We start from the raw sequence: 21111 nt of genomic DNA, 5'->3' as shown, positions 1-21111 counted from the left end.
GTATTTTCGATTAGTAGGAAAGATATACATCAGAGGTCTGATGTCTTGAGAAAATTTGGTGGTGGTTCCAGTGACAATAAAAACAGATAATCGACATTTATACTTACAAGTTATTGACCGTTTGAAAAAGGATATTGATGCAGGAGTTTATAAAGAAAAAGAAAAACTCCCTTCAGAATTTGATCTTTCCAAACAGCTGGGAGTTTCAAGAGCGACCCTCAGGGAAGCATTGAGGATTCTTGAAGAGGAAAGTGTCATTATCCGCCGGCATGGTGTGGGCACATTTGTAAACGCTAAACCTTTGTTCACTTCAGGAATTGAGCAATTGAACAGCGTTTCCAATATGATCATACAGGCCGGAATGGAGCCGGGAACCATTTTCTTAAGCTCAACGACTCAAGAAGCTACTGAGGATGATGCGAAAAGGTTTCAAAGTGACGAAGCGGAGAATATGATTCTGGTTGAACGTGTTCGAACAGCTAACGGCGAACCTGTGGTTTACTGCGTGGACAAAATTCCGGAAAGGATACTGACAAGGAATTTTACCCATGAAGATAATTCTATCTTTTCCGTTCTTGAGAATAGGGAGAATAGAAGAATCACTCATGCAGTCGCCAAGATCGAACCGATGGGATACCACGATAAGATTTCACCGATTCTGAATTGCGAGCCCGAAACGGCTTTACTCGTTCTCAAACAAATGCATTTTGATGAAAACGATGAGCCGATTCTGTATTCAGTAAACTATTTCAGATCAGACAAATTCAGTTTCCATGTATTGAGAAAGCGAGTTTAGTAAACTGTCTTTCTACTAATTCATTACAACAAATTTTGGGGGGTACTCTAGGTGAAAAAGCGTAAATTCGGTTTAGCGCTGTCTTTTGTTCTTGCAGCAGGTACGATTTTGGGTGCATGTGGTTCAAGTGACAAAGAAGAAGGTGCATCTAGTGGTGATGGTAAAAGTAAAGAAGATCAGTTTACAGTAGCAATGGTTACAGATGTTGGTGGAGTGGATGATAAATCATTCAACCAATCAGCTTGGGAAGGTTTAAAGGCATTCGGTGAAGAACACGGCTTAGAAAAGGGTAAAAGCGGTTACGATTACCTGCAATCTCAATCTGATGCGGACTATGCTACAAACTTAAACACATTAGCTCGTCAAGATTTTGACTTAGTATACGGAATCGGCTTCCTTATGGAAGGTGCAATCAATGATATCGCACAACAGCAAAAAGATGCACACTTTGCTATCGTGGATGCGGTAGTCGATCAGCCTAACGTTGCAAGCATCACGTTCAAAGAGCAGGAAGGTTCTTTCCTTGCAGGTGTTGTAGCAGGTTTAACGACTAAAACAAATAAAATCGGTTTCATCGGCGGTATGGAAATCCCGGTTATCGAACGTTTCCACTCAGGTTTCCTTGCAGGTGTCAAAGCGGTTAATCCTGAAGCAGAAGTAGTATCTGATTATGCTGGTGCATTCGATAAAGCAGAGCTTGGTCAAACGATTGCATCAAAAATGTATTCACAAAACGCTGACGTGGTATTCCATGCAGCAGGCGGAACAGGTAATGGTCTATTCAAAGAAGCACGTGACTTGAAAGAAAAAGACCCTTCACGTGAAATCTGGGCAATCGGTGTTGACTCTGATCAAACTGCTGAAGGTAAGGTAGGAGATCACAATATCGTATTGACTTCTTCACTGAAGCGTGTTGATAACGCTGTAAAAGACCTTTCCAACAAAGCTAAAGAAGGTAACTTCCCTGGTGGAGAAGTGATTTCTTACGGCCTGAACGAAGATGGTGTGGGTCTTGCAGAACTTAATGATGAACTTTCAAACAAAGATGAAGTTATGGCGAAAGTAGACGAATGGAAAGAGAAAATCGCTAACGGAGATATCAAAGTACCTGAATCTCTGAAAGACGCTGAAGCTTTCTCCGCAGAATAATCGTCATCTGACAACAGGGATAAGCGGGCCATGGTATGCCGGTCTCTTATCCCTTTTTCTTTAAAGAAAACTGGATACATAGTACTAATCGATGATTTTTGGTTGGTATTAATTTACTAATTGCTGGTTTGTGATTTTAAAACTTTAATTGAAGTATAGAAATATTACCTTCTATCTTTCATTTAGAGTTTTAACAGGGGAAACCCTTTTTTCTGGCGGACCAAGGTCTGACCTCTAACTACTAAACTATTTATCCCCAGCCTACGCAAGGAGTGAAAGCAATGGATTATGTAATCGAGATGTTGAATATCCGAAAGGAATTCCCGGGCATCGTGGCAAATGACAATATCACCCTTCAGTTAAAACAAGGTGAAATTCATGCGCTTCTTGGTGAAAATGGTGCAGGTAAGTCAACGTTAATGAACGTCTTATTTGGACTTTATCAACCGGAGCAAGGTGAGATACGCGTGAAGGGCAAGAAAGTGAACATCACAAACCCTAACATAGCAAACGACCTTGGAATAGGAATGGTGCATCAGCATTTTATGCTTGTTGATACATTTACCGTCACTGAAAATATCATCCTCGGCAGGGAACCGAAATCAGGGGCTTCCGTGGACATTAAAAAAGCTGAAAAAGATATTTTGGACATTTCCGAGAGATACGGACTTAAAGTCGATCCAAGTGCGAAAATATCAGAAATTTCAGTAGGTATGCAGCAGCGTGTGGAAATTCTTAAGACTCTTTACCGCGGTGCGGATATCCTGATCTTTGATGAACCTACCGCCGTGCTGACCCCGCAGGAAATTAAAGAACTCATCCAAATCATGAAAACCCTTATAAAAGAAGGTAAATCAATCATTCTCATCACTCATAAGCTCAAAGAGATTATGGAGGTGTGTGATAATGTAACCGTTATCAGAAAAGGGAAGGGAATCATAACAGTAAAAGTTTCAGAAACGAACCCGAATGATTTGGCGAGTCTTATGGTCGGCCGTGAGGTTACGTTTAAAACAGTTAAAACAGAGGCGACCCCGGACGGGAAAGTTTTGGAGATATCGGACCTTAACGTGAAAGATAACCGGAATGTACCTGTTGTCAAGGGTCTGAATCTCGAGGTAAAGGCTGGAGAGATACTCGGGATTGCGGGTGTCGATGGAAACGGACAAACCGAGCTTATTGAAGCGATCACTGGACTTCATAAAGCCGAGAGCGGATCCATCAAGCTGAATGGCAAAGAAATCCTGAATATGAAACCGCGGAAGATCTATGAAACCGGAGTGGGCCATATTCCTCAGGACCGCCACAAACACGGGTTGGTATTGGATTTCCCGATCGGGGAAAACATGGTCCTTCAGACTTATTATAAAAAGCCATACTCCAATAAAGGAATCTTAAATTATAAAAAGATTTATGATCAAGCCAGAAAGCTGATCACGGAATTTGATGTAAGAACTCCGACTGAATATACACTTGCCCGTGCACTTTCAGGTGGAAATCAGCAAAAAGCGATCATCGGAAGGGAAATTGACCGTGATCCGGACTTGCTGATCGCAGCTCAGCCAACAAGGGGATTGGATGTCGGCGCAATTGAATTCATCCACAAACGGCTGATCGAACAAAGGGACAACGGGAAAGCTGTATTGCTTTTGTCCTTTGAATTAGATGAAATCATGAATGTCAGTGACCGGATTGCTGTCATTTATGAAGGACAAATCGTTGCTATTGTCAATCCTAAAGAAACGACTGAACAAGAACTCGGTCTGTTAATGGCGGGTTCTAAAGGAAAGGGAACGGGGGAAAACACAAATGTCTAACCGATTAACAAATATATTAATCCCGGTCATTTCTGTCCTTTTAGGTATCATTGTTGGAACCATCATCATGCTTGTGAGCGGGTACGACCCTGTAGCAGGATATTCTGCATTGTGGCAGGGGATCTTTGGCGAGGTCTACTATGTAGGTGAAACAATCAGACAGGTGACTCCATATATTTTAGCCGGACTTGCAGTGGCATTTGCATTCAGGACAGGACTTTTCAACATCGGGGTAGAGGGGCAGCTTATTGTCGGCTGGCTGGCAGCCGTATGGGTGGGGATCGCGTTTGACGACCTGCCCAAATACATTCACTTGCCTATGGCTGTCATTGCTGCTGCACTTGCAGGAGCTATATGGGGGTTCATCCCAGGCCTGCTGAAAGCAAAATACCGGGTACATGAAGTTATCGTCACAATCATGATGAACTATATCGCTCTTCATGTAACGAATTCCATCATCCGGGATGTTTTAACCGAACGTAAGGATCGTACGGATTATATTGCCGACTCTGCGTCCTTATCGTCACCATTTTTCGAGAGTATTACAGATTACTCCAGATTACACTGGGGGATCTTCATTGCACTTGCCTGTGTATTCATCATGTGGTTCCTGCTGGAGAAGACAACCCGCGGTTATGAGCTCCGCTCTGTCGGATTCAACCAGCATGCATCTCAATATGCAGGGATGAATGTCAATGGAAACATCATTTTGTCAATGGTCATTTCCGGTGCTTTCGCGGGTCTGGCTGGTGCGATGGAAGGACTCGGGACATTTGGATATGCGTCTATCAAAGGCGGTTTCACAGGTGTAGGGTTCGACGGGATCGCAGTTGCCTTACTGGGCGGAAACGTTGCAATCGGGGTTGTGTTTGCTGCCCTCTTGTTCGGTGGACTCAAAGTCGGGGCATTGAATATGCCGCTTGAAGCGGGTATTCCAAATGAACTGGTAGATATCATTATCGCTCTTATCATTTTCTTTGTCGCTTCAGGCTACATGATCCGCTACTTAATTCAACGATTCAGTAAAAAGGGGGTGAAATAAGTGGGCTTCATGGATGTTTTATTGATACTTGTGCCATCAACATTATTATGGGCTTCACCACTTATTTTCACTGCTTTAGGCGGAGCATTTTCAGAACGATCCGGTATTGTCAACATCGGACTTGAAGGTTTAATGGTAATCGGCGCTTTTTCAAGCATCGTCTTTAATCTTGCTTTTGCAGATACATTCGGGTCTGCTACTCCGTGGGTGGCTCTTCTTGTTGCAATGATAATGGGCGGATTACTTGCGGTGCTTCATGCTGTAGCATCGATCACTTTCAGGGCCGATCAAGTTGTATCTGGTGTTGCAATCAACTTGCTGGCAATCGGTTTGACGCTGTTCCTGGTTAAGCGTATTTATGGTAAAGGTCAAACAGATATCATCTCTGAAGGATTCGGTAAAGTGGATATTCCTCTGCTGAACAAAATACCTTTCATCGGTGACATCTTCTTCTCGAATACGTATTGGCCGCCATTCGTCGCCATACTTGTATCAGTGATCGTATGGTATGTGATGTTCAAGACACCATTCGGCCTGCGCCTCCGTTCTGTCGGGGAACACCCTATGGCTGCTGATACAATGGGAATCAATGTAACTAAGATGCGCTATATCGGTGTTATTATCTCCGGAGCATTTGCCGGTGTCGGCGGCGGGGTGTATGCACAGTCCATTTCATCTGATTTCAGCCACGCGACCATCAGCGGGCAGGGATTCATGGCGCTTGCTGCTTTGATCTTCGGTAAATGGCATCCTCTTGGCGCAATGGGCGCAGCTTTATTCTTCGGTTTTGCTCAAAGTTTGAGCATCATCGGAAGCAGTATACCTTTATTCGAGAATATTCCAAGCGTATATCTTTTAATCGCTCCATACGTACTGACAATCCTTGCACTAACAGGTTTCATCGGCCGCGCCGATGCACCTAAAGCATTAGGTACACCGTATGTAAAGGGAAGTCGTTAATAAATGAAAAGAGTGTCTGTGTTGAACCTTCAGCATAGACACTCTTTTTTGTCTGGACAGACTTTGTAATGTTTTATATTGATGAAACTATTTCATATATGAAGAATTAGAAACGGTTGCATCATTTGGTTATAATGCGGGACCACAAATGCAGAATGAAAAAATGTGAAACACACGATTATCTGAGTGTTAGAGATTTTTGCGCCTTCTTGCTGGACTCTTACCTCTGTTCCATCAAAAAGGAGGGTTAGGACTAACTAAAATAAGGGACAATCCATTTATTCAGATTGGAACTGACCGGTTCTAGCGATTGATTGGAGTGCAAAACGTAGACTCCTGCGGGAGAAGCGTGTTAGGTGAGACCTGTCCAGCTTCAGGGCTTAGAGGCACATGTCATAAGTCAAATCGACCAAGAAGGCAAAGTGCGCCTTCGTGGGCGATTCGTCTTATGCCACCCGCCTCTGACCAAAGCCCTTCCGCTTTTCTTCCCGCAGGGAGGTACGACCGAGGAGGTTCACCAACCGCCCGCGGAAAGCGAAGTTTTGCACGGAAATCATTAGCGGTGTTGCATGGAATTAAATGAAGTTGAGAGTGAAAAAGAGCTCTTCTATTTAGGTTTGCATATCTCTCTACACATATTGTACTAACAGAAATCGCAAGTTAATTCCTAAGCGGCATATATGAAGATCTATTCTGAACAAATACTTTCCAACATATAATGATAGAAGTTGCATGTGTCGATTTTTCCAATAGAGGAAGATGCTTGAATTCTTTCTATCACAACATGTATAGTTAAACTAAAATACCGCACAATAATGGTGTTTATTACTTTTTACAATGTATAAAATGCAAGTATGGACAAGGAGGACGGTACCATGACGGACATTAATGAAGTCGTTAAGAAAAAACAGGGCTATACACTACATATCGTCAAAACCGATAAGTATAAAACAAACAACCTTGTGATGAAAATGAAAGCTCCATTAAATCAGGAAACTGTCACGCTTCGCGGACTTCTTCCGCATGTCATGCAAAGCAGTACAAAAACATACCCGAATACTACAAAGCTCCGCACTTATTTAGATGAACTATACGGTGCCAGCTTTTTCACGGACCTCGGTAAAAAAGGGGAATATCATGTCCTCAGTTTCTCTGTGGAAATCGCAAACGAGAAATTTTTAAAGGATTCAGAGCCGCTTCTTGAAAAAGGTCTGGAATTCCTTTCAGACGTATTGATGAATCCGAATGTCGAGAACGGGCAATTCGACGAAGATACGGTCAAGAAGGAGAAGCGGAATCAGAAAGTAAGGATACAGGCAGTATACGACGATAAAATGCGCTATGCCAATTCAAGGCTCGTAGAAGAAATGTGTAAAGAAGAGCGTTTCGCCCTGCACGTAAATGGAACGCTCGATCACGTGGATCCAATCACTCCAAGTGAATTATATGATTATTACAAAAAAGTGATCAGTGAAGATCAAATCGATCTCTATGTCATAGGTGATGTCGATGTCGACCAGGTTGAACGTTTCTGCGACGGTCTGTTTTCCTTGTCAGCGAGAGAAGCAGTCGATGTCGATACTTCCGAAGTGAAGCGTAAATCAAAGGAAAATGTAGTAAAAGAAAAGCAGGATGTCAAACAAGGTAAATTGAATATGGGATACCGTACGAATACCCAGTACGGGGATAAGGACTATTATGCACTTCAGGTATTCAACGGCATTTTCGGCGGATTCTCCCATTCAAAACTATTTATAAATGTGAGGGAAAAGGCAAGTCTTGCCTACTATGCAGCAAGCCGTCTTGAAAGTCATAAAGGTCTTATGATGGTCATGTCGGGAATAGAATTTAAAAACTATGATCAGGCGGTAGGCATCATAAGTGAGCAGCTTGAGGCCATGAAAAAAGGAGATTTCACCGACAGTGAAATCGAACAGACAAAAGCCGTCATAAAAAATCAGATGCTTGAAACGGTGGATACTTCAAGGGGGCTTATCGAAGTCCTCTATCATAATGCAGTATCCGGGAAGCAAATCGACCTCAGGACCTGGCTTGAAGAAGTGGAAAAGACGAGCAAAGAAGAAATCATCGCAGCAGCAAATAAAGTAGAGCTAGATACAATTTACTTCTTAACAGGAATGGAGGAATAATGATGAAGAAAATTTCCTTCGATCAAATACAAGAAAATCTCTATTATGAGAAGATGTCCAACGGCTTGGATGTGTATATCCTTCCTAAAAAAGGATTCAATAAGACATATGCCACTTTCACGACTAAATACGGAAGCATTGACAACAACTTTGTTCCGTTGAATGAAGAGGAATTTGTGAAAGTACCGGATGGTATCGCTCACTTCCTCGAACACAAGCTGTTTGAAAAAGAAGATGGGGATGTATTCCAACAGTTCAGCCGGCAAGGGGCTTCTGCCAACGCTTTCACATCGTTTACACGGACCGCATACCTATTCTCCAGCACAGACAATGTAGAAAGAAACCTTGAAACCCTGGTCGATTTTGTGCAGGATCCGTACTTTACCGAAAAGACGGTTGAAAAAGAAAAAGGCATCATCGGACAGGAAATCACGATGTATGATGATAATCCGGATTGGCGGCTGTATTTTGGTGTCATTCAGAATATGTATAAAAACCATCCCGTCAAAATTGATATTGCCGGTACAATCGAGTCGATTACTCCGATTACCAAGGATATGCTGTATCAGTGCTATAATACGTTTTATCACCCGAGCAATATGCTTCTCTTTGTCGTGGGTCCTGTCGATCCAGAACAGATCATGAACCAGGTCCGCACCAATCAGGAAAAGAAGCCTTATGAGAAAATGCCTGAGATCAAGCGTCGATTCGAGGATGAACCTGATGCAGTTGCAGAAAAGAAACAGGTTCTCGAAATGAATGTTCAGTCCCCTAAATGCCTGGTAGGATTGAAGGCTCCGGAACCGACTCAGCAAGGGAAAGAGATGCTGAAACAGGAATTGTCGATGAATGTCTTATTGGATTTAGTGTTTGGAAAAAGCTCAACCCATTATTTTGATCTGTACAATGAGGGGCTTATTGATGAGACTTTCCATTATGATTATACACAGGAAAATGGTTTCGGGTTTGCGACAGTCGGAGGAGACACCGAGAAGCCTGACTTGCTTGCAGAGAAGCTGAAAGAACTCCTGCTTAAAGCGAAAGAGGGTTCCCTCTTTTCAGAAGAGGGGCTTGAACGGACGAAAAAGAAAAAAATCGGTTCATTCCTGCGCGCGGTGAATTCACCTGAATTCATCGCCAACCAATTCACACGTTACGCATTCAATGAAATGGATTTGTTTGATGTTGTTCCGACATTGGAATCCTTGACCTATGATGATATTCAGAATGTCGCGGATAAAATCATCGGTGAAGAGCGATTCACTGTATGTCAAGTTGTTCCTAAATCATAAAGAAAACGGGAACTGCCCTTCGAACTGGGGCGGTTCTTCATTTTGTTTGGGGGAAATAGTATGAAATATGCATTGATCACAGGAGCCTCAGGCGGTATCGGCAGAAGCACTGCACGGACTCTTGCTGAAAAAGGCTGGAATCTATACCTTCATTATCATAATGACCGGAAGAGTATAGATGATCTGATGATTGAAATAAAAGACAATGGTATTGAAGCGATTCCGGTACAAGCAGATTTGTCTCAGCCAGGCGGAGTGAAGAAGCTCATTGACTCCATGTTTCGGCTTGATGCGATAGTCTACTCCAGCGGTATTGCAGGCTGGGGGCTCTTTCAGGATCAAGAGGAATCCGAGATGGACCGGATGATCAATATTCATATAAAAAGTCCGATGCTGCTAGTACAGGGGCTCCTTCCGAAACTGATCCAGAATAAAGGCACTATTGTAATTGTAAGTTCCATCTGGGGACAGATCGGAGGTTCCTGCGAAGTTGTCTACTCTGCGGTTAAAGGGGCTCAGATTTCTTTTGTAAAGGCCTTGGCGAAGGAAACAGCTTTAAATGGAGTCAGGGTCAATGCAGTTGCTCCAGGCGCAGTCGAGACCAATATGATGAGTTCATTTTCAAACGGTGAAATCCAGCAGATCAGTGAAGAAATCCCTATGGGTAGACTAGCATCAGGCAGTGAAATCGCTTCTTCCATCGCTTTTCTCCTATCGGAGGATTCTTCTTACATAACAGGCCAGACACTCTCGGTGAATGGTGGATGGCACACCTAATATTTTTTCGGAACACGCATATTTTTCTCTTCATGATACAAACTAACATTGTATTTCAAATATGAGGAGGTTCATTGCGATGTCTGTATTAGATAACTGGTCAGATTGGAAAAACTTTTTAGGTGACCGCCTAAATCAAGCTCAGCATACCGGAATGGAAAATGAAACGGTAAATGATTTGGCTTATCAAATCGGGGATTACCTGGCTAAACAGGTTGAGCCTAAAAATGATCAGGAAAAAGTATTGGCTGATTTATGGTCAGTCGCTTCTCCTGAAGAACAGCATGCGATTGCTAACATGATGGTCAAGCTCGTGAACAACAACGGTACTCGTTAAGGAGAGGGAATTTTCCTCTCCTTTTCTTATGCAGCCATTTCGTTTCGCAGTAATGCCCGAATGGAATCGGGTTTTTCAGGCAGAGTCATCCAAAAGAACTGTTTATCTCTGTATTATGCAGAAATTGTATGAATTCTATAGGTTTTCCTTTTCTATTAGGTGAAAATCCTTTATTATAAAAGCTAGATGTTTCAAGTGATAGCATCGAAATATCTCCAATGTTGTCGAATTATGTTGTCTCATATAATTTCAGGAGGGAACCAATGGAACGAAAAGAGTGGTATTTAGAGTATGAAATACAAAAAAATCGTCCCGGCCTCTTAGGTGATATCTCCTCATTGTTAGGGATGCTTTCCATAAATATTGTAACGATCAATGGTGTAGACGAAGGCAGAAGGGGAATGCTTCTTCTTGCCAACAATGAAGAGCAGATAACCCGCCTGGAATCGATTTTGCAGACAATGGATACGATTAATGTGACGAAATTAAGGGAACCTAAACTTAGGGACAGACTTGCTGTCAGGCATGGACGCTATATACAGCGTGATGCAGATGATAAAAAGACGTTCAGGTTTGTTCGTGATGAACTGGGTCTGCTTGTTGATTTCATGGCAGAACTTTTCAAACAGGAAGGACATAAGCTTGTAGGGATAAGGGGCATGCCGCGAGTCGGTAAAACTGAGTCCGTTGTGGCTTCGAGTGTATGTGCCAATAAAAAATGGCTGTTTGTTTCGTCCACTTTACTGAAGCAGACAATCAGAAGCAAGCTGATCGAAGATGAATATTCTTCTGACAATCTATTCATTATAGATGGAATCGTTTCAACAAGGCGTGCAAGCGAAAAGCACTGGCAGCTGGTAAGGGAAATCATGCGTCTTCCCGCTGTTAAAGTCATCGAGCACCCTGATGTATTCGTTCAAAATTCAGAATACTCACTGGATGATTTTGATTATATCATTGAACTTAGAAACAACCCCGAAGAAGAGATTACATATGAGTTAGCTGAACAAAATAACCTTTTCCAAAATTCGGATTTTGGAGGTTTTGATTTTTAAAATTGGAAGGTGTTAACTAGTGACGGAATTAGGAAAACGTCTTAAAGAAGCTCGTGAAGCCAAAGATTTCAGTCTTGACGACTTACAAAGAGTAACGAAGATACAAAAGCGTTATCTAATCGGAATTGAAGAGGGATCTTACGACATGATGCCGGGTAAATTCTATGTCCGGGCTTTTATTAAGCAGTACTGTGAAGCTGTAGGCCTTCAGCCGGAAGTCATCTTTGAAGAATATAAAGATGATATTCCCGCTGCGTACGAGGATGAAATCCCTGTCTCTCTTTCCCGCGTGCAGACAAGGAAAGGTGTATCGGCAGGTTCATCAAAAGCCTTGGATGTCCTGCCAAAGATCCTGATTGCTGTATTTGTCATCGCGGTATTGATTGCCGTGTGGGTATTTGTGCAAACCAAGGTTGCTGACAATGCAAGCAATGCTGATACCTCCAATAAAGAGCCTGTAGCCGTGGATCAGCAAGATCTGCCGGATGAAGAACCTACAGATGATAAAGAGACTGAACAAAAGGAATCCGGAGATAATAATGATAATAAGGCCGGAGAAGAGAAAGATAAAAATGTCGAAGAGAAAAAGGAACAATCCCTGGAGGCTGTTAAAACCGAGGGGACTGTAACGACCTATGAATTGAAGGATACTGATCAGTTCAAACTTGAGCTGGCAGCCAAAGGTGACGCATGGGTCGCCGTGTATAACTCAAAAGATGAAGTGTTGTTCCAAGGGATGCTGTATAAAGAGGATAAAAAGGAATTTGATTTTACAGCCGATCAACAGGCATACCTTGTTCTAGGTAATGCAGCCAACACTGATATCAATGTAAATGGGAAGGCGCTGGAGTATAAGATACCAACCGAAACGGTTCGACAAGATATAGTGATCCAGTATAAACCTGCGGAATCCCAGTAATAATTATGGAGGAGCAGTGAAATTCCGTTCCACCCATAGTCATTATCTTTGTTTCTAAGTATTGGAGGTAGAAAGGTGAATTTACCTAATAAAATTACAATTTCAAGGATCTTTTTGATCCCATTATTTTTAATCATCATGCTAGCCCCTCTTAACTGGGGAGACATGGTTTTCCTCGGTGCTGAAATGCCGGTGAAACATTTTGTCGGTGCACTGATTTTTATCATAGCATCTACCACTGACTGGATAGACGGATATTATGCGAGAAAGTATAATATGGTAACCAACCTCGGTAAGTTTTTAGATCCTTTGGCGGACAAGCTGCTTGTATCTGCAGCCTTGATTGTGCTTGTTGAACTTGGACTTGCTCCTTCCTGGATCGTCATTATCATCATCAGCCGTGAATTCGCAGTGACCGGTCTTCGACTCGTTCTTGCAGGTGAAGGTGAAGTGGTGGCCGCAGGACAGTTGGGGAAAATCAAGACATGGGCACAGATTATTGCGATATCCGCACTACTGCTTCATAATGCCATCTTTGAATTGATCAACCTGCCATTTGCGACCATCGCATTATGGATTGCCATGTTCTTTACGGTCTGGTCCGGCTGGGATTACTTCAAACACAATAAGAAAGCATTTATCAATTCTAAATGATTCTTAAGCGGGAAGCTGGACGAATGTCGATTCCCAATATAATCTATAAGAGATGATTCATTCATGAATCATCTCTTTTCTTTTTAAGCAAGACTTTACTTAAGGGGGAAAACCGAATGAATGCTGAAATTATAGCAGTGGGTTCAGAATTATTATTAGGACAGATTGCCAATACAAATGCTCAATACATATCAGAACAGCTTGCCGAAGCAGGTGTGAACGTTTATTATCATACAAGCGTCGGAGATAATCCGGTCCGTTTGTCGCAGGCTGTTAAAGTTGCACAGGAAAGGGCAGATCTGCTTATCTTCACAGGCGGGCTTGGCCCTACGAAAGATGATTTGACGAAAGAAACAATTGCCAAAGCACTTGGAACAGGACTTTCCATGGATGAAGAAGCCTTGGAATCGATTAAAGCATACTTTCAGAAAACCAAGCGTCAAATGACACCTAATAATGAAAAGCAGGCTCTCATCCTTGAAGGCTCTGCTGCACTGAAAAACGAGAACGGAATGGCACCGGGTATGTTCCTGAAAAAAGATGATCTATCATACATGCTGCTCCCGGGACCTCCATCAGAAATGCGTCCCATGTTCAGCAAGTACGGTATACCTGCCATATTAAGTACGTTAAAAAGGAAAGAAATCATTCATTCACGGGTCCTCCGCTTCTTTGGGATCGGTGAAGCTCAGCTGGAGACAGAATTGGAAGAACTGATTGAAACACAGACAAATCCGACAATTGCGCCGCTTGCGGGAGATGGAGAAGTCACTCTTAGGCTCACAGCCAAACACGAGTTGAAAAGTGTGGCAGTTGAACTCCTTGATGGAGTGGAAGAGAAGATATTAAATGTGGTCGGTGACTATTTCTACGGATATGATCAAGATTCCCTTGTCGATGTGGGAATGAGGTTATTAAAAGAAAAAGGCATGACTCTATCATGTGCGGAAAGCCTGACAGGCGGACTCTTTCAATCTGAAATCACCTCGCTGCCTGGAGCTTCGGCTGTTTTAAAGGGAGGGGTGGTCTGTTACCAGGATGAAATCAAAAAGAAAGTTCTGTCTATCAGTGAAAGCACGCTTGAACAGCATTCTGCGGTAAGTGAGCAATGTGCGCTTGAGTTGGCTGAAAATGTGCGTACTCTTTTTGCAGCGGATATCGGAATCAGTTTTACGGGAGTGGCAGGACCGGACGATCTTGATGGTAAAAAGGCTGGCACTGTGTGGGTCGGTCTTGCAATCAAAGACAGGCCGGCCAAAGCGTTCCTTCTAAATCTTGCTGGAGGCAGGAACGGCAATCGGAAGCGTACGGCGAAGTACGGGTGGCATTATTTGTTGAAAGAATTGACATGAACCAATTAAAAACTGTTCGCGGATTAACCGTCGGACAGTTTTTTAATTGTGATTGTCAGGCGGTGAAAAAAACCGAATGGATGTTCGACTTTTTTCTTGTTTTCTACTATTACATGGTTTATAGTATAGATAGGTTGGATTTGAGACAAGCTTATAAGTTGTCTTTATAATCTATTTTTAAAGGAGGAAATATAGTGAGCGATCGTAAAGCAGCCTTAGATATGGCTTTGAAACAAATAGAGAAACAGTTTGGAAAAGGCTCTGTCATGAAGCTTGGGGAAAAAACTGACAGAAATATCGTAACCGTTCCAAGCGGATCACTTGCCCTTGACGCGGCTCTTGGAGTCGGCGGGTATCCACGCGGAAGAATTATTGAGGTGTATGGACCGGAATCCTCAGGTAAAACAACCGTGGCACTCCATGCAATTGCAGAAGTACAGGCACAGGGCGGGCAGGCAGCATTCATTGATGCCGAGCACGCACTAGATCCTGTATACGCACAGAAGCTTGGGGTAAATATAGACGAACTGCTGCTCTCCCAGCCTGATACTGGCGAGCAGGCATTGGAAATCGCAGAAGCATTGGTGCGAAGCGGTGCAGTCGATGCCATCGTGATCGACTCTGTGGCAGCACTTGTACCGAAAGCTGAAATCGAAGGGGAAATGGGAGATTCGCACGTCGGTCTACAAGCCCGACTAATGTCCCAAGCACTTCGTAAGCTGTCAGGTGCAATCAACAAATCGAAGACCATTGCGATCTTCATCAACCAGATCCGTGAAAAGGTCGGAGTCATGTTTGGAAATCAACGAATAGTTGCTTAATCATTCTAACTAAAAGCTTGTTCTTTAATAACTTACACTAATAATAAATTAGTAGGTGTTGTTATGGCAGTAAGAGTTGGAAATAGAACCTATAAAAACATTGAGCAATGGCAAGTGGATTATATTAAGAGTAACTACAGTTTGAAATTAACCGAGATAGCAGATGCAATTGGGATTGATTACAGAAGGGTAGGGGAGATAATAAATTTACTTGGTATAAAGCGACAACGCCATAAGAAAATTTATTTACCCAGAAACGAAGAAGTTCTATCTGAATTAAAAAATCCATATCTATCTCATGTAGAAATTGCTCATAAATATGGTGTAACTGACACTTGTGTTGCAAAAAGAAGAAAAGAACTCAATGTAAAGGTTCGAAAGAAAAATTATGATACTCTTATTGAAAAACATGTTGAAAAAATTTTAGTAGAGTTAGATTTGGCCTTTATTAAGCAAAAAAGAATTGAAAAATGGTCTATAGACTTTTATCTCGGAAGGGGATTTTGTATCGATGTTAATGGGGAATGGTCCCATTCTAAAGACAAAGTCAAAGATAGAGATAGAAGGAAAAAAATATACCTGCTTGATAAAGGATTCAAATACTTAGTTATTAAAGAAGAAGAACTAAACACATTAGATTCTGTTAGAGTAAAGATTAGGGAGTTTACTATGGGTTTCCCTTGCTAGTGATAGCATGTTAAAAAACCTTGTGAACCTTTTTGCCTAAGGGTGTGGCAAATGTATTTTTGCTGCTAACGGTGAAGCCCTCCATCAATGGGTAATACCGTGCCAAGTCTTGTGAGGCCCACGAGAAAGGTGTAGAGACTACCGAAAAGAACAGTATGGATACTGTTAACCTAGTAGGGTACGGCAGAAGATAGGCTGCTGCTGGAAGTGCAAGGCTCTCACAAATGTGAGATGAAGAGATAGTCCGGACTATAGAAATGGTAAATCTATAGATGATTAGCCAGAAACAACTCCTGGTGGACGCGCGTTGAAGTTCTATTCTTCCGTAAGATTGGAAGTACGCCGTGCAGAAACCCTGAAGCAAGGCAATGAAATGGTCGGTAACAAAACTAAAATCAAAGTCGTGAAAAATAAAGTCGCTCCTCCTTTCCGTGTTGCGGAAGTGGATATCATGTACGGACAAGGTATCTCTAAAGAAGGGGAAATCGTTGACCTTGGATCAGAGCTGGATATCGTGCAGAAGAGTGGTGCCTGGTACTCTTATAACGAAGAACGCCTTGGACAGGGCCGTGAAAACGCAAAAATCTTCTTGAAAGAGAACCCGGAAATCCGCAATGAAATTATGTTGAAAATCCGTGACCATTACGGTTTGGATACTGGAGCTGCAGACACTGAAGATCAAAGCGAACTCAGTCTATTGGAAGATTAAGAGTGATCGAAGAGAAGCAGACATCTCTATGTGTCTGCTTCTCTTTCTTTTTGTGGCTATATTATAAATCACGTAATTTAATGTAATAATATTATGTAAACCATAAAAGAATTTATTATCGATTTTTGTCGAATCGAAAGAAATACTAGAGAAATCCAGGGTTAGACCGGACAACCCCTTGACAATAAATTTTCTGAGATTTAAAATTAACATGTATATTTTACAAATTTTTCGAATGAATATTTGAAAGCCTAGCGCTGTATATTGAGTTCAAATGAGCAATGTACAAGCCGACATGTAAAAGACATGATGAAAGTTCATAGCAAGAGGAGGTGAAATAATGCAACCTATTACAATCATCTCCATTTTGCTTGGCCTAATCGTCGGTGTAGTTGTTGGATACCTAATTCGTAAGTCCATTGCTGAAGCAAAGATTGCCGGTGCCAGAGGTTCAGCAGAGCAGATTTTAGAAGATGCTAAGCGCGAGGCAGATGCTCTGAAGAAAGAAGCACTACTGGAAGCAAAGGACGAAAATCATAGACTTCGCACTGAAATGGAAAATGAACTTCGTGAACGAAGAAATGAATTGCAAAAACAAGAAAATCGTTTGATGCAAAAAGAGGAAAACCTCGACCGTAAAGATGATACGCTCGATAAGCGTGAAGCTTTACTTGAAAGAAAAGAGGCAGCTCTTAACGAAAGACAACAACATATTGAAGAGACGGAAAGCAAAGTGGACGAGATGGTACGATCACAGCAGACTGAACTTGAACGAATCTCGAGCCTGACTCGTGATGAAGCGAAAGGAATCATTCTCGACCGCGTGGAAAATGAACTCTCCCATGACATTGCGATCATGGTCAGGGAACATGAAACACGTGCGAAGGAAGATGCTGACAAGAAAGCGAAAGAAGTCCTTTCACTTGCTATTCAACGTTGTGCTGCTGAACACGTGGCAGAAACAACAGTTAGCGTTGTGAACCTGCCAAATGATGAGATGAAAGGTCGAATTATTGGGCGAGAAGGACGTAACATTCGTACGCTGGAAACATTGACGGGAATTGACCTCATAATTGATGATACTCCTGAAGCGGTTATTCTTTCTGGTTTCGATCCGATCCGAAGGGAAACGGCTCGAATTGCATTAGAGAAATTAGTACAGGATGGACGTATCCACCCTGCACGAATTGAAGAAATGGTGGATAAATCCCGTCGTGAAGTGGATGAATATATCCGTGAAATCGGTGAACAGACAACATTTGAAGTTGGGGTTCATGGCCTTCACCCGGATCTGATCAAGATTCTCGGACGTTTGAAGTACCGTACAAGTTACGGTCAGAACGTATTGAAGCACTCAATGGAAGTGGCCTACCTTTCCGGATTGCTTGCTGCTGAGCTTGGAGAAGACGAAAGACTTGCCAAGCGTGCAGGTCTACTGCATGACATCGGTAAAGCAATCGACCATGAAGTGGAAGGAAGCCACGTTGAAATTGGTGTAGAGCTTGCAACAAAGTACAAGGAACATCCTGTTGTCATCAACAGTATCGCTTCCCACCACGGAGACACAGAACCGACGTCAATCATCGCGGTACTCGTCGCAGCAGCGGATGCTTTATCAGCAGCCCGTCCGGGTGCAAGAAGTGAAACGCTTGAAAATTATATCCGTCGTCTTGAAAAGCTTGAGGAGATTTCCGAATCCTATGAAGGAGTGGAGAAATCCTTTGCAATCCAAGCAGGACGTGAAGTGCGCATCATGGTAAGGCCTGAAGCCATCGACGATCTGGAATCCCACCGTTTAGCAAGGGATATCCGCAAACGGATCGAAGATGAACTGGATTATCCTGGGCACATCAAAGTTACGGTCATCCGTGAAACACGGGCCGTTGAATATGCTAAATAATCAGGTTGACTCCCGAAAGTATGTTTCTTTCGGGGTCAGCTTTTTTATTTGTCCAGCTCCGGCGGCTAGGACTCGAGGTCATAAGCTAAACTTACCAAAAAGGCAAAGAACGCCTTTCCTATAAGTTCATCTTATGCTTGTCGCTCCTGAACGAGCCGCCTCCGCTTTTCGATTGTAAGAGGGTCTTCCTGCTTCATGCATAGGCTGGTGGTTAAATGTGTTACAATAAGCTACATAACAATTTCGCATTCAATTATAAATACATACAGAGAAGGGAATTCTTATGAAAATATTATTTGTTGGAGACGTAGTCGGCTCAATGGGCCGTGAAATGATTTCTGAGTACTTGCCAAAATTGAAAAAGAAACATCAACCCGACTTTACGATCGTAAATGGTGAAAATGCTGCATCAGGGAGGGGGATCACGGAGAAGATCTACAAAAGATTCCTTCAAGACGGCGCGGATATGGTGACATTAGGGAATCATACTTGGGATAATAAAGATATTTTTGAATTCATAGATTCATCCAAGAAAATGGTCAGGCCGGCCAATTTTCCGGAAGGCACTCCAGGCAGCGGCTTAGTATTTGGTGAAGTCAATGGTAAAACGATTGCGGTGATCAATGCCCAAGGCAGGACATTCATGCCTCCGCTCGATGATCCATTCCAGGTTGTCGATGAATTGGTGGATGAAGCCAAGAAGAAGACCTCTGTCATCTTTGTCGACTTTCATGCTGAAGCTACAAGCGAAAAGCAGGCAATGGGATGGTTTCTTGATGGAAGGGTATCAGCAGTGATTGGCACTCATACGCACGTGCAGACAGCAGATAATCGAGTTCTGCCTGGCGGTACAGCATTTATGTGCGATGTGGGGATGACAGGGCCGTATGATGAAGTCCTTGGGATGAGTAAGGACTCTGTACTGAAGAGATTCCAAACAAGTCTGCCTGTCAGGTTTGAAGTCCCGAAAGAAGGGCGCAAAATTTTGAGTGCATGTCTGATAGATATTGATAATAAGACCGGAAAAGCCAAAAAGATAGAGCGGATCCTTATCAATCAGGATCATCCTTTCATGGCGGAATATTAATGTTTTTCGTTCCTTTTTCAGCCATACCGGAATGAATTGTCCATTTCCTGAATATAGTAGCAGTGGAATCATTTATACCAAGTTTGTTCTTTACCACGGACATGCGGTATGGGGGAAATGACAAGGAGGAAAAGGAATGGAAATATTAAAAGTTTCAGCAAAATCTAATCCTAATTCTGTAGCTGGTGCACTCGCCGGTGTTCTTCGTGAGAGAGGGGGAGCTGAGATTCAGGCAATCGGGGCAGGTGCTTTGAACCAGGCAGTAAAAGCAGTTGCGATTGCCAGAGGATTTGTGGCTCCCAGTGGTTTAGATTTGATATGTATTCCGGCTTTCACAGACATACTTATTGATGGAGAAGAGCGTACAGCAATCAAATTGATAGTGGAACCCAGATAATTAGTCAGGTTGCAGTCAATGTAGATTATACGTTCGTACTTTTTATTCGGAATTCCAAGAAACAAGGCTGTTCGTTAAAGATTTTCTTTAGTGGACAGCCTTTTTATGTTTTATTATAGTACATATATGATTGAAGGAAGGATTTGAAAAGTAATGATCTTCGACGCCCATTGTGATGTATTGATGAAACTCTATCTTGATCCCGATAAATTATCGTTCCAGTCAAAGGAAGATATGCACATAACATATCCTCAGTTGAAAGAAAGAGGAGCCAGAGTGCAGTTGTTTGCTATTTATATACCATCTTACTTAAAACCGGGTCAAAGATTTCAGGCAGCTTTAAATATGGTGAATCTGTTTCACAAAAGGATCATTGAACCTCACCTGGATATTAAGTTCGTCACATCAAAAGAGGATATTGATAATCTTCAAAAGCATGAAACGGGGGCTATGCTGACGCTTGAGGGGGCTGAAGCGGTAGAAGAAGATATAGGGAAACTGGAAACGCTGTACCGCCTTGGAGTGCGTTCTGTGGGGCTGACGTGGAATTGGGCCAATGCAGCTGCAGATGGTGCACTGGAACCGCGCGGCGGGGGGCTGACCAATTTTGGATACGAAATGATTGATTTCCTGAATGAAAAGAGAATTTGGACTGATGTCTCCCACTTATGTGAAAAAGCATTTTGGGATACGCTTGAAGCAGCCCGATTTCCGATTGCATCGCATTCTAATGCATACTCCATATGTCCAAGCCCAAGAAACTTGAGAAACGGACAAATAGAAGCGCTGATTAACAAAGACAGTGTTATAGGGGTAACCTTTGTCCCCCAGTTCCTAAACAAAACAGGCATCGCGGAACTAACCGATATCATCAGGCATATTGAGCATATATGCAGCCTCGGAGGCGAGGAGCATGTTGGATTTGGATCTGATTTTGACGGGATCGATACAACAGTGAAAGGATTGTCCTTCTACAGGCAATATGATAATTTGATAGGAACCCTGCAGAGATATTATACTGATAAGCAAATTAAGAATTTCCTTTATGGGAATTTCAATAGAAGGATTAAATGCTAGAATGAAAACCGGCCCTCGCGCGGCCGGTTTTTATTTATCACGGTTCAGGTAGTAGTGATTTACAGTGAAAAGTGATAAACTTATTTAGTACGTATATAATAGAAATCTTGAATTTAATAAAATCAAGAAATCA

18 protein-coding genes and 2 pseudogenes are annotated in these 21111 nt (G+C 42.5%); all 20 read left to right on the top strand.

Annotated elements, in window-relative coordinates:
* Positions 1 to 70 precede the first annotated feature (70 nt).
* The 20 genes and pseudogenes from BHE18_RS06800 to BHE18_RS06700 all read left to right on the top strand — a co-directional run bounded on the left by BHE18_RS06800 (position 71) and on the right by BHE18_RS06700 (position 20978).
* A complete protein-coding gene (locus BHE18_RS06800) occupies positions 71 to 796 on the top strand; it encodes a GntR family transcriptional regulator (RefSeq protein ID WP_071617834.1) in 726 nt (241 codons plus the stop codon).
* Positions 797 to 847: 51 nt separating this feature from the next.
* Positions 848 to 1945 carry a BMP family lipoprotein gene (locus BHE18_RS06795; protein ID WP_071617833.1) on the top strand — a complete coding sequence of 366 codons (1098 nt, stop codon included), beginning with the start codon at positions 848 to 850 and terminating at the stop codon, positions 1943 to 1945.
* 281 nt (positions 1946 to 2226) lie between these two features.
* Positions 2227 to 3762 (top strand): ABC transporter ATP-binding protein, encoded by a 1536-nt coding sequence (locus BHE18_RS06790; protein WP_071617832.1) that lies wholly within the window; start codon positions 2227 to 2229, stop codon positions 3760 to 3762.
* Complete coding sequence (locus tag BHE18_RS06785; RefSeq protein WP_071617831.1) at positions 3755 to 4804, top strand: ABC transporter permease; 1050 nt, start codon at positions 3755 to 3757, stop codon at positions 4802 to 4804. The genes BHE18_RS06790 and BHE18_RS06785 overlap by 8 nt, the downstream gene beginning before the upstream one ends.
* On the top strand, positions 4805 to 5764 hold the full coding sequence (locus BHE18_RS06780) for an ABC transporter permease (RefSeq protein WP_071617830.1): 960 nt from the start codon (positions 4805 to 4807) through the stop codon (positions 5762 to 5764). It abuts the gene before it with no gap.
* Between the two features lie 875 nt (positions 5765 to 6639).
* Positions 6640 to 7914: an EF-P 5-aminopentanol modification-associated protein YfmF gene (gene yfmF / locus BHE18_RS06770; protein WP_071617828.1), complete on the top strand. Its 1275-nt coding sequence runs from the start codon at positions 6640 to 6642 to the stop codon at positions 7912 to 7914.
* Positions 7915 to 7916: 2 nt separating this feature from the next.
* Positions 7917 to 9206 carry an EF-P 5-aminopentanol modification-associated protein YfmH gene (gene yfmH, locus BHE18_RS06765; protein WP_071617827.1) on the top strand — a complete coding sequence of 430 codons (1290 nt, stop codon included), beginning with the start codon at positions 7917 to 7919 and terminating at the stop codon, positions 9204 to 9206.
* Between the two features lie 60 nt (positions 9207 to 9266).
* Positions 9267 to 9983, top strand: coding sequence for an elongation factor P 5-aminopentanone reductase (gene ymfI / locus BHE18_RS06760; protein WP_071617826.1), 717 nt, complete (start codon positions 9267 to 9269; stop codon positions 9981 to 9983).
* Positions 9984 to 10062: 79 nt separating this feature from the next.
* The gene (locus BHE18_RS06755; protein ID WP_071617825.1) at positions 10063 to 10320 is read left to right on the top strand and encodes a DUF3243 domain-containing protein; all 258 of its coding nucleotides are present in this window, start codon (positions 10063 to 10065) and stop codon (positions 10318 to 10320) included.
* 263 nt (positions 10321 to 10583) lie between these two features.
* Positions 10584 to 11375: a DUF3388 domain-containing protein gene (locus tag BHE18_RS06750; RefSeq protein ID WP_071617824.1), complete on the top strand. Its 792-nt coding sequence runs from the start codon at positions 10584 to 10586 to the stop codon at positions 11373 to 11375.
* 19 nt (positions 11376 to 11394) lie between these two features.
* The gene (locus tag BHE18_RS06745; RefSeq protein ID WP_071617823.1) at positions 11395 to 12294 is read left to right on the top strand and encodes a helix-turn-helix domain-containing protein; all 900 of its coding nucleotides are present in this window, start codon (positions 11395 to 11397) and stop codon (positions 12292 to 12294) included.
* A gap of 75 nt (positions 12295 to 12369) precedes the next feature.
* Positions 12370 to 12948 carry a CDP-diacylglycerol--glycerol-3-phosphate 3-phosphatidyltransferase gene (pgsA, locus tag BHE18_RS06740; protein WP_071617822.1) on the top strand — a complete coding sequence of 193 codons (579 nt, stop codon included), beginning with the start codon at positions 12370 to 12372 and terminating at the stop codon, positions 12946 to 12948.
* A gap of 116 nt (positions 12949 to 13064) precedes the next feature.
* On the top strand, positions 13065 to 14300 hold the full coding sequence (locus tag BHE18_RS06735) for a competence/damage-inducible protein A (protein ID WP_071617821.1): 1236 nt from the start codon (positions 13065 to 13067) through the stop codon (positions 14298 to 14300).
* A 194-nt stretch (positions 14301 to 14494) separates the two neighbouring features.
* Positions 14495 to 15103: pseudogene (recA, locus tag BHE18_RS06730) on the top strand (recombinase RecA); the annotation flags it as partial.
* Positions 15104 to 15184: 81 nt separating this feature from the next.
* A complete protein-coding gene (locus BHE18_RS06725) occupies positions 15185 to 15808 on the top strand; it encodes a topoisomerase I (protein ID WP_071617820.1) in 624 nt (207 codons plus the stop codon).
* A gap of 280 nt (positions 15809 to 16088) precedes the next feature.
* Positions 16089 to 16517, top strand: a pseudogene (locus BHE18_RS06720) (recombinase RecA); the annotation flags it as partial.
* A 340-nt stretch (positions 16518 to 16857) separates the two neighbouring features.
* On the top strand, positions 16858 to 18417 hold the full coding sequence (gene rny, locus BHE18_RS06715; protein WP_071617819.1) for a ribonuclease Y: 1560 nt from the start codon (positions 16858 to 16860) through the stop codon (positions 18415 to 18417).
* A 283-nt stretch (positions 18418 to 18700) separates the two neighbouring features.
* Positions 18701 to 19504, top strand: a complete 804-nt coding sequence (locus BHE18_RS06710; protein WP_071617818.1) for a TIGR00282 family metallophosphoesterase — start codon at positions 18701 to 18703, stop codon at positions 19502 to 19504.
* A gap of 136 nt (positions 19505 to 19640) precedes the next feature.
* Entirely contained in the window at positions 19641 to 19901 is a 261-nt protein-coding gene (spoVS, locus tag BHE18_RS06705) for a stage V sporulation protein SpoVS (protein ID WP_034760060.1), read from the top strand.
* Between the two features lie 153 nt (positions 19902 to 20054).
* The gene (locus BHE18_RS06700) at positions 20055 to 20978 is read left to right on the top strand and encodes a dipeptidase (protein ID WP_071617817.1); all 924 of its coding nucleotides are present in this window, start codon (positions 20055 to 20057) and stop codon (positions 20976 to 20978) included.
* Positions 20979 to 21111 lie beyond the last annotated feature (133 nt).

It is taken from the genome of Rossellomorea aquimaris (genome assembly GCF_001877785.1).
GTDB lineage: Bacteria > Bacillota > Bacilli > Bacillales > Bacillaceae_B > Rossellomorea > Rossellomorea aquimaris_A.
Note: the sequence above shows the minus strand (reverse complement) of the source record. Positions and strands in the feature narration are given on the sequence as shown.

Excerpts from the sequence above, each read along its gene's own strand:
- BHE18_RS06700 (WP_071617817.1), top strand. The coding sequence starts at position 20,055 with ATGATCTTCGACGCCCATTGTGATGTATTGATGAAACTCTATCTTGAT.
- BHE18_RS06790 (WP_071617832.1), top strand. The coding sequence starts at position 2,227 with ATGGATTATGTAATCGAGATGTTGAATATCCGAAAGGAATTCCCGGGC.
- ymfI (WP_071617826.1), top strand. The coding sequence starts at position 9,267 with ATGAAATATGCATTGATCACAGGAGCCTCAGGCGGTATCGGCAGAAGC.
- spoVS (WP_034760060.1), top strand. The coding sequence starts at position 19,641 with ATGGAAATATTAAAAGTTTCAGCAAAATCTAATCCTAATTCTGTAGCT.
- rny (WP_071617819.1), top strand. The coding sequence starts at position 16,858 with ATGCAACCTATTACAATCATCTCCATTTTGCTTGGCCTAATCGTCGGT.
- BHE18_RS06725 (WP_071617820.1), top strand. The coding sequence starts at position 15,185 with ATGGCAGTAAGAGTTGGAAATAGAACCTATAAAAACATTGAGCAATGG.
- BHE18_RS06710 (WP_071617818.1), top strand. The coding sequence starts at position 18,701 with ATGAAAATATTATTTGTTGGAGACGTAGTCGGCTCAATGGGCCGTGAA.
- BHE18_RS06785 (WP_071617831.1), top strand. The coding sequence starts at position 3,755 with ATGTCTAACCGATTAACAAATATATTAATCCCGGTCATTTCTGTCCTT.
- BHE18_RS06735 (WP_071617821.1), top strand. The coding sequence starts at position 13,065 with ATGAATGCTGAAATTATAGCAGTGGGTTCAGAATTATTATTAGGACAG.
- yfmH (WP_071617827.1), top strand. The coding sequence starts at position 7,917 with ATGAAGAAAATTTCCTTCGATCAAATACAAGAAAATCTCTATTATGAG.
- BHE18_RS06755 (WP_071617825.1), top strand. The coding sequence starts at position 10,063 with ATGTCTGTATTAGATAACTGGTCAGATTGGAAAAACTTTTTAGGTGAC.
- yfmF (WP_071617828.1), top strand. The coding sequence starts at position 6,640 with ATGACGGACATTAATGAAGTCGTTAAGAAAAAACAGGGCTATACACTA.
- BHE18_RS06750 (WP_071617824.1), top strand. The coding sequence starts at position 10,584 with ATGGAACGAAAAGAGTGGTATTTAGAGTATGAAATACAAAAAAATCGT.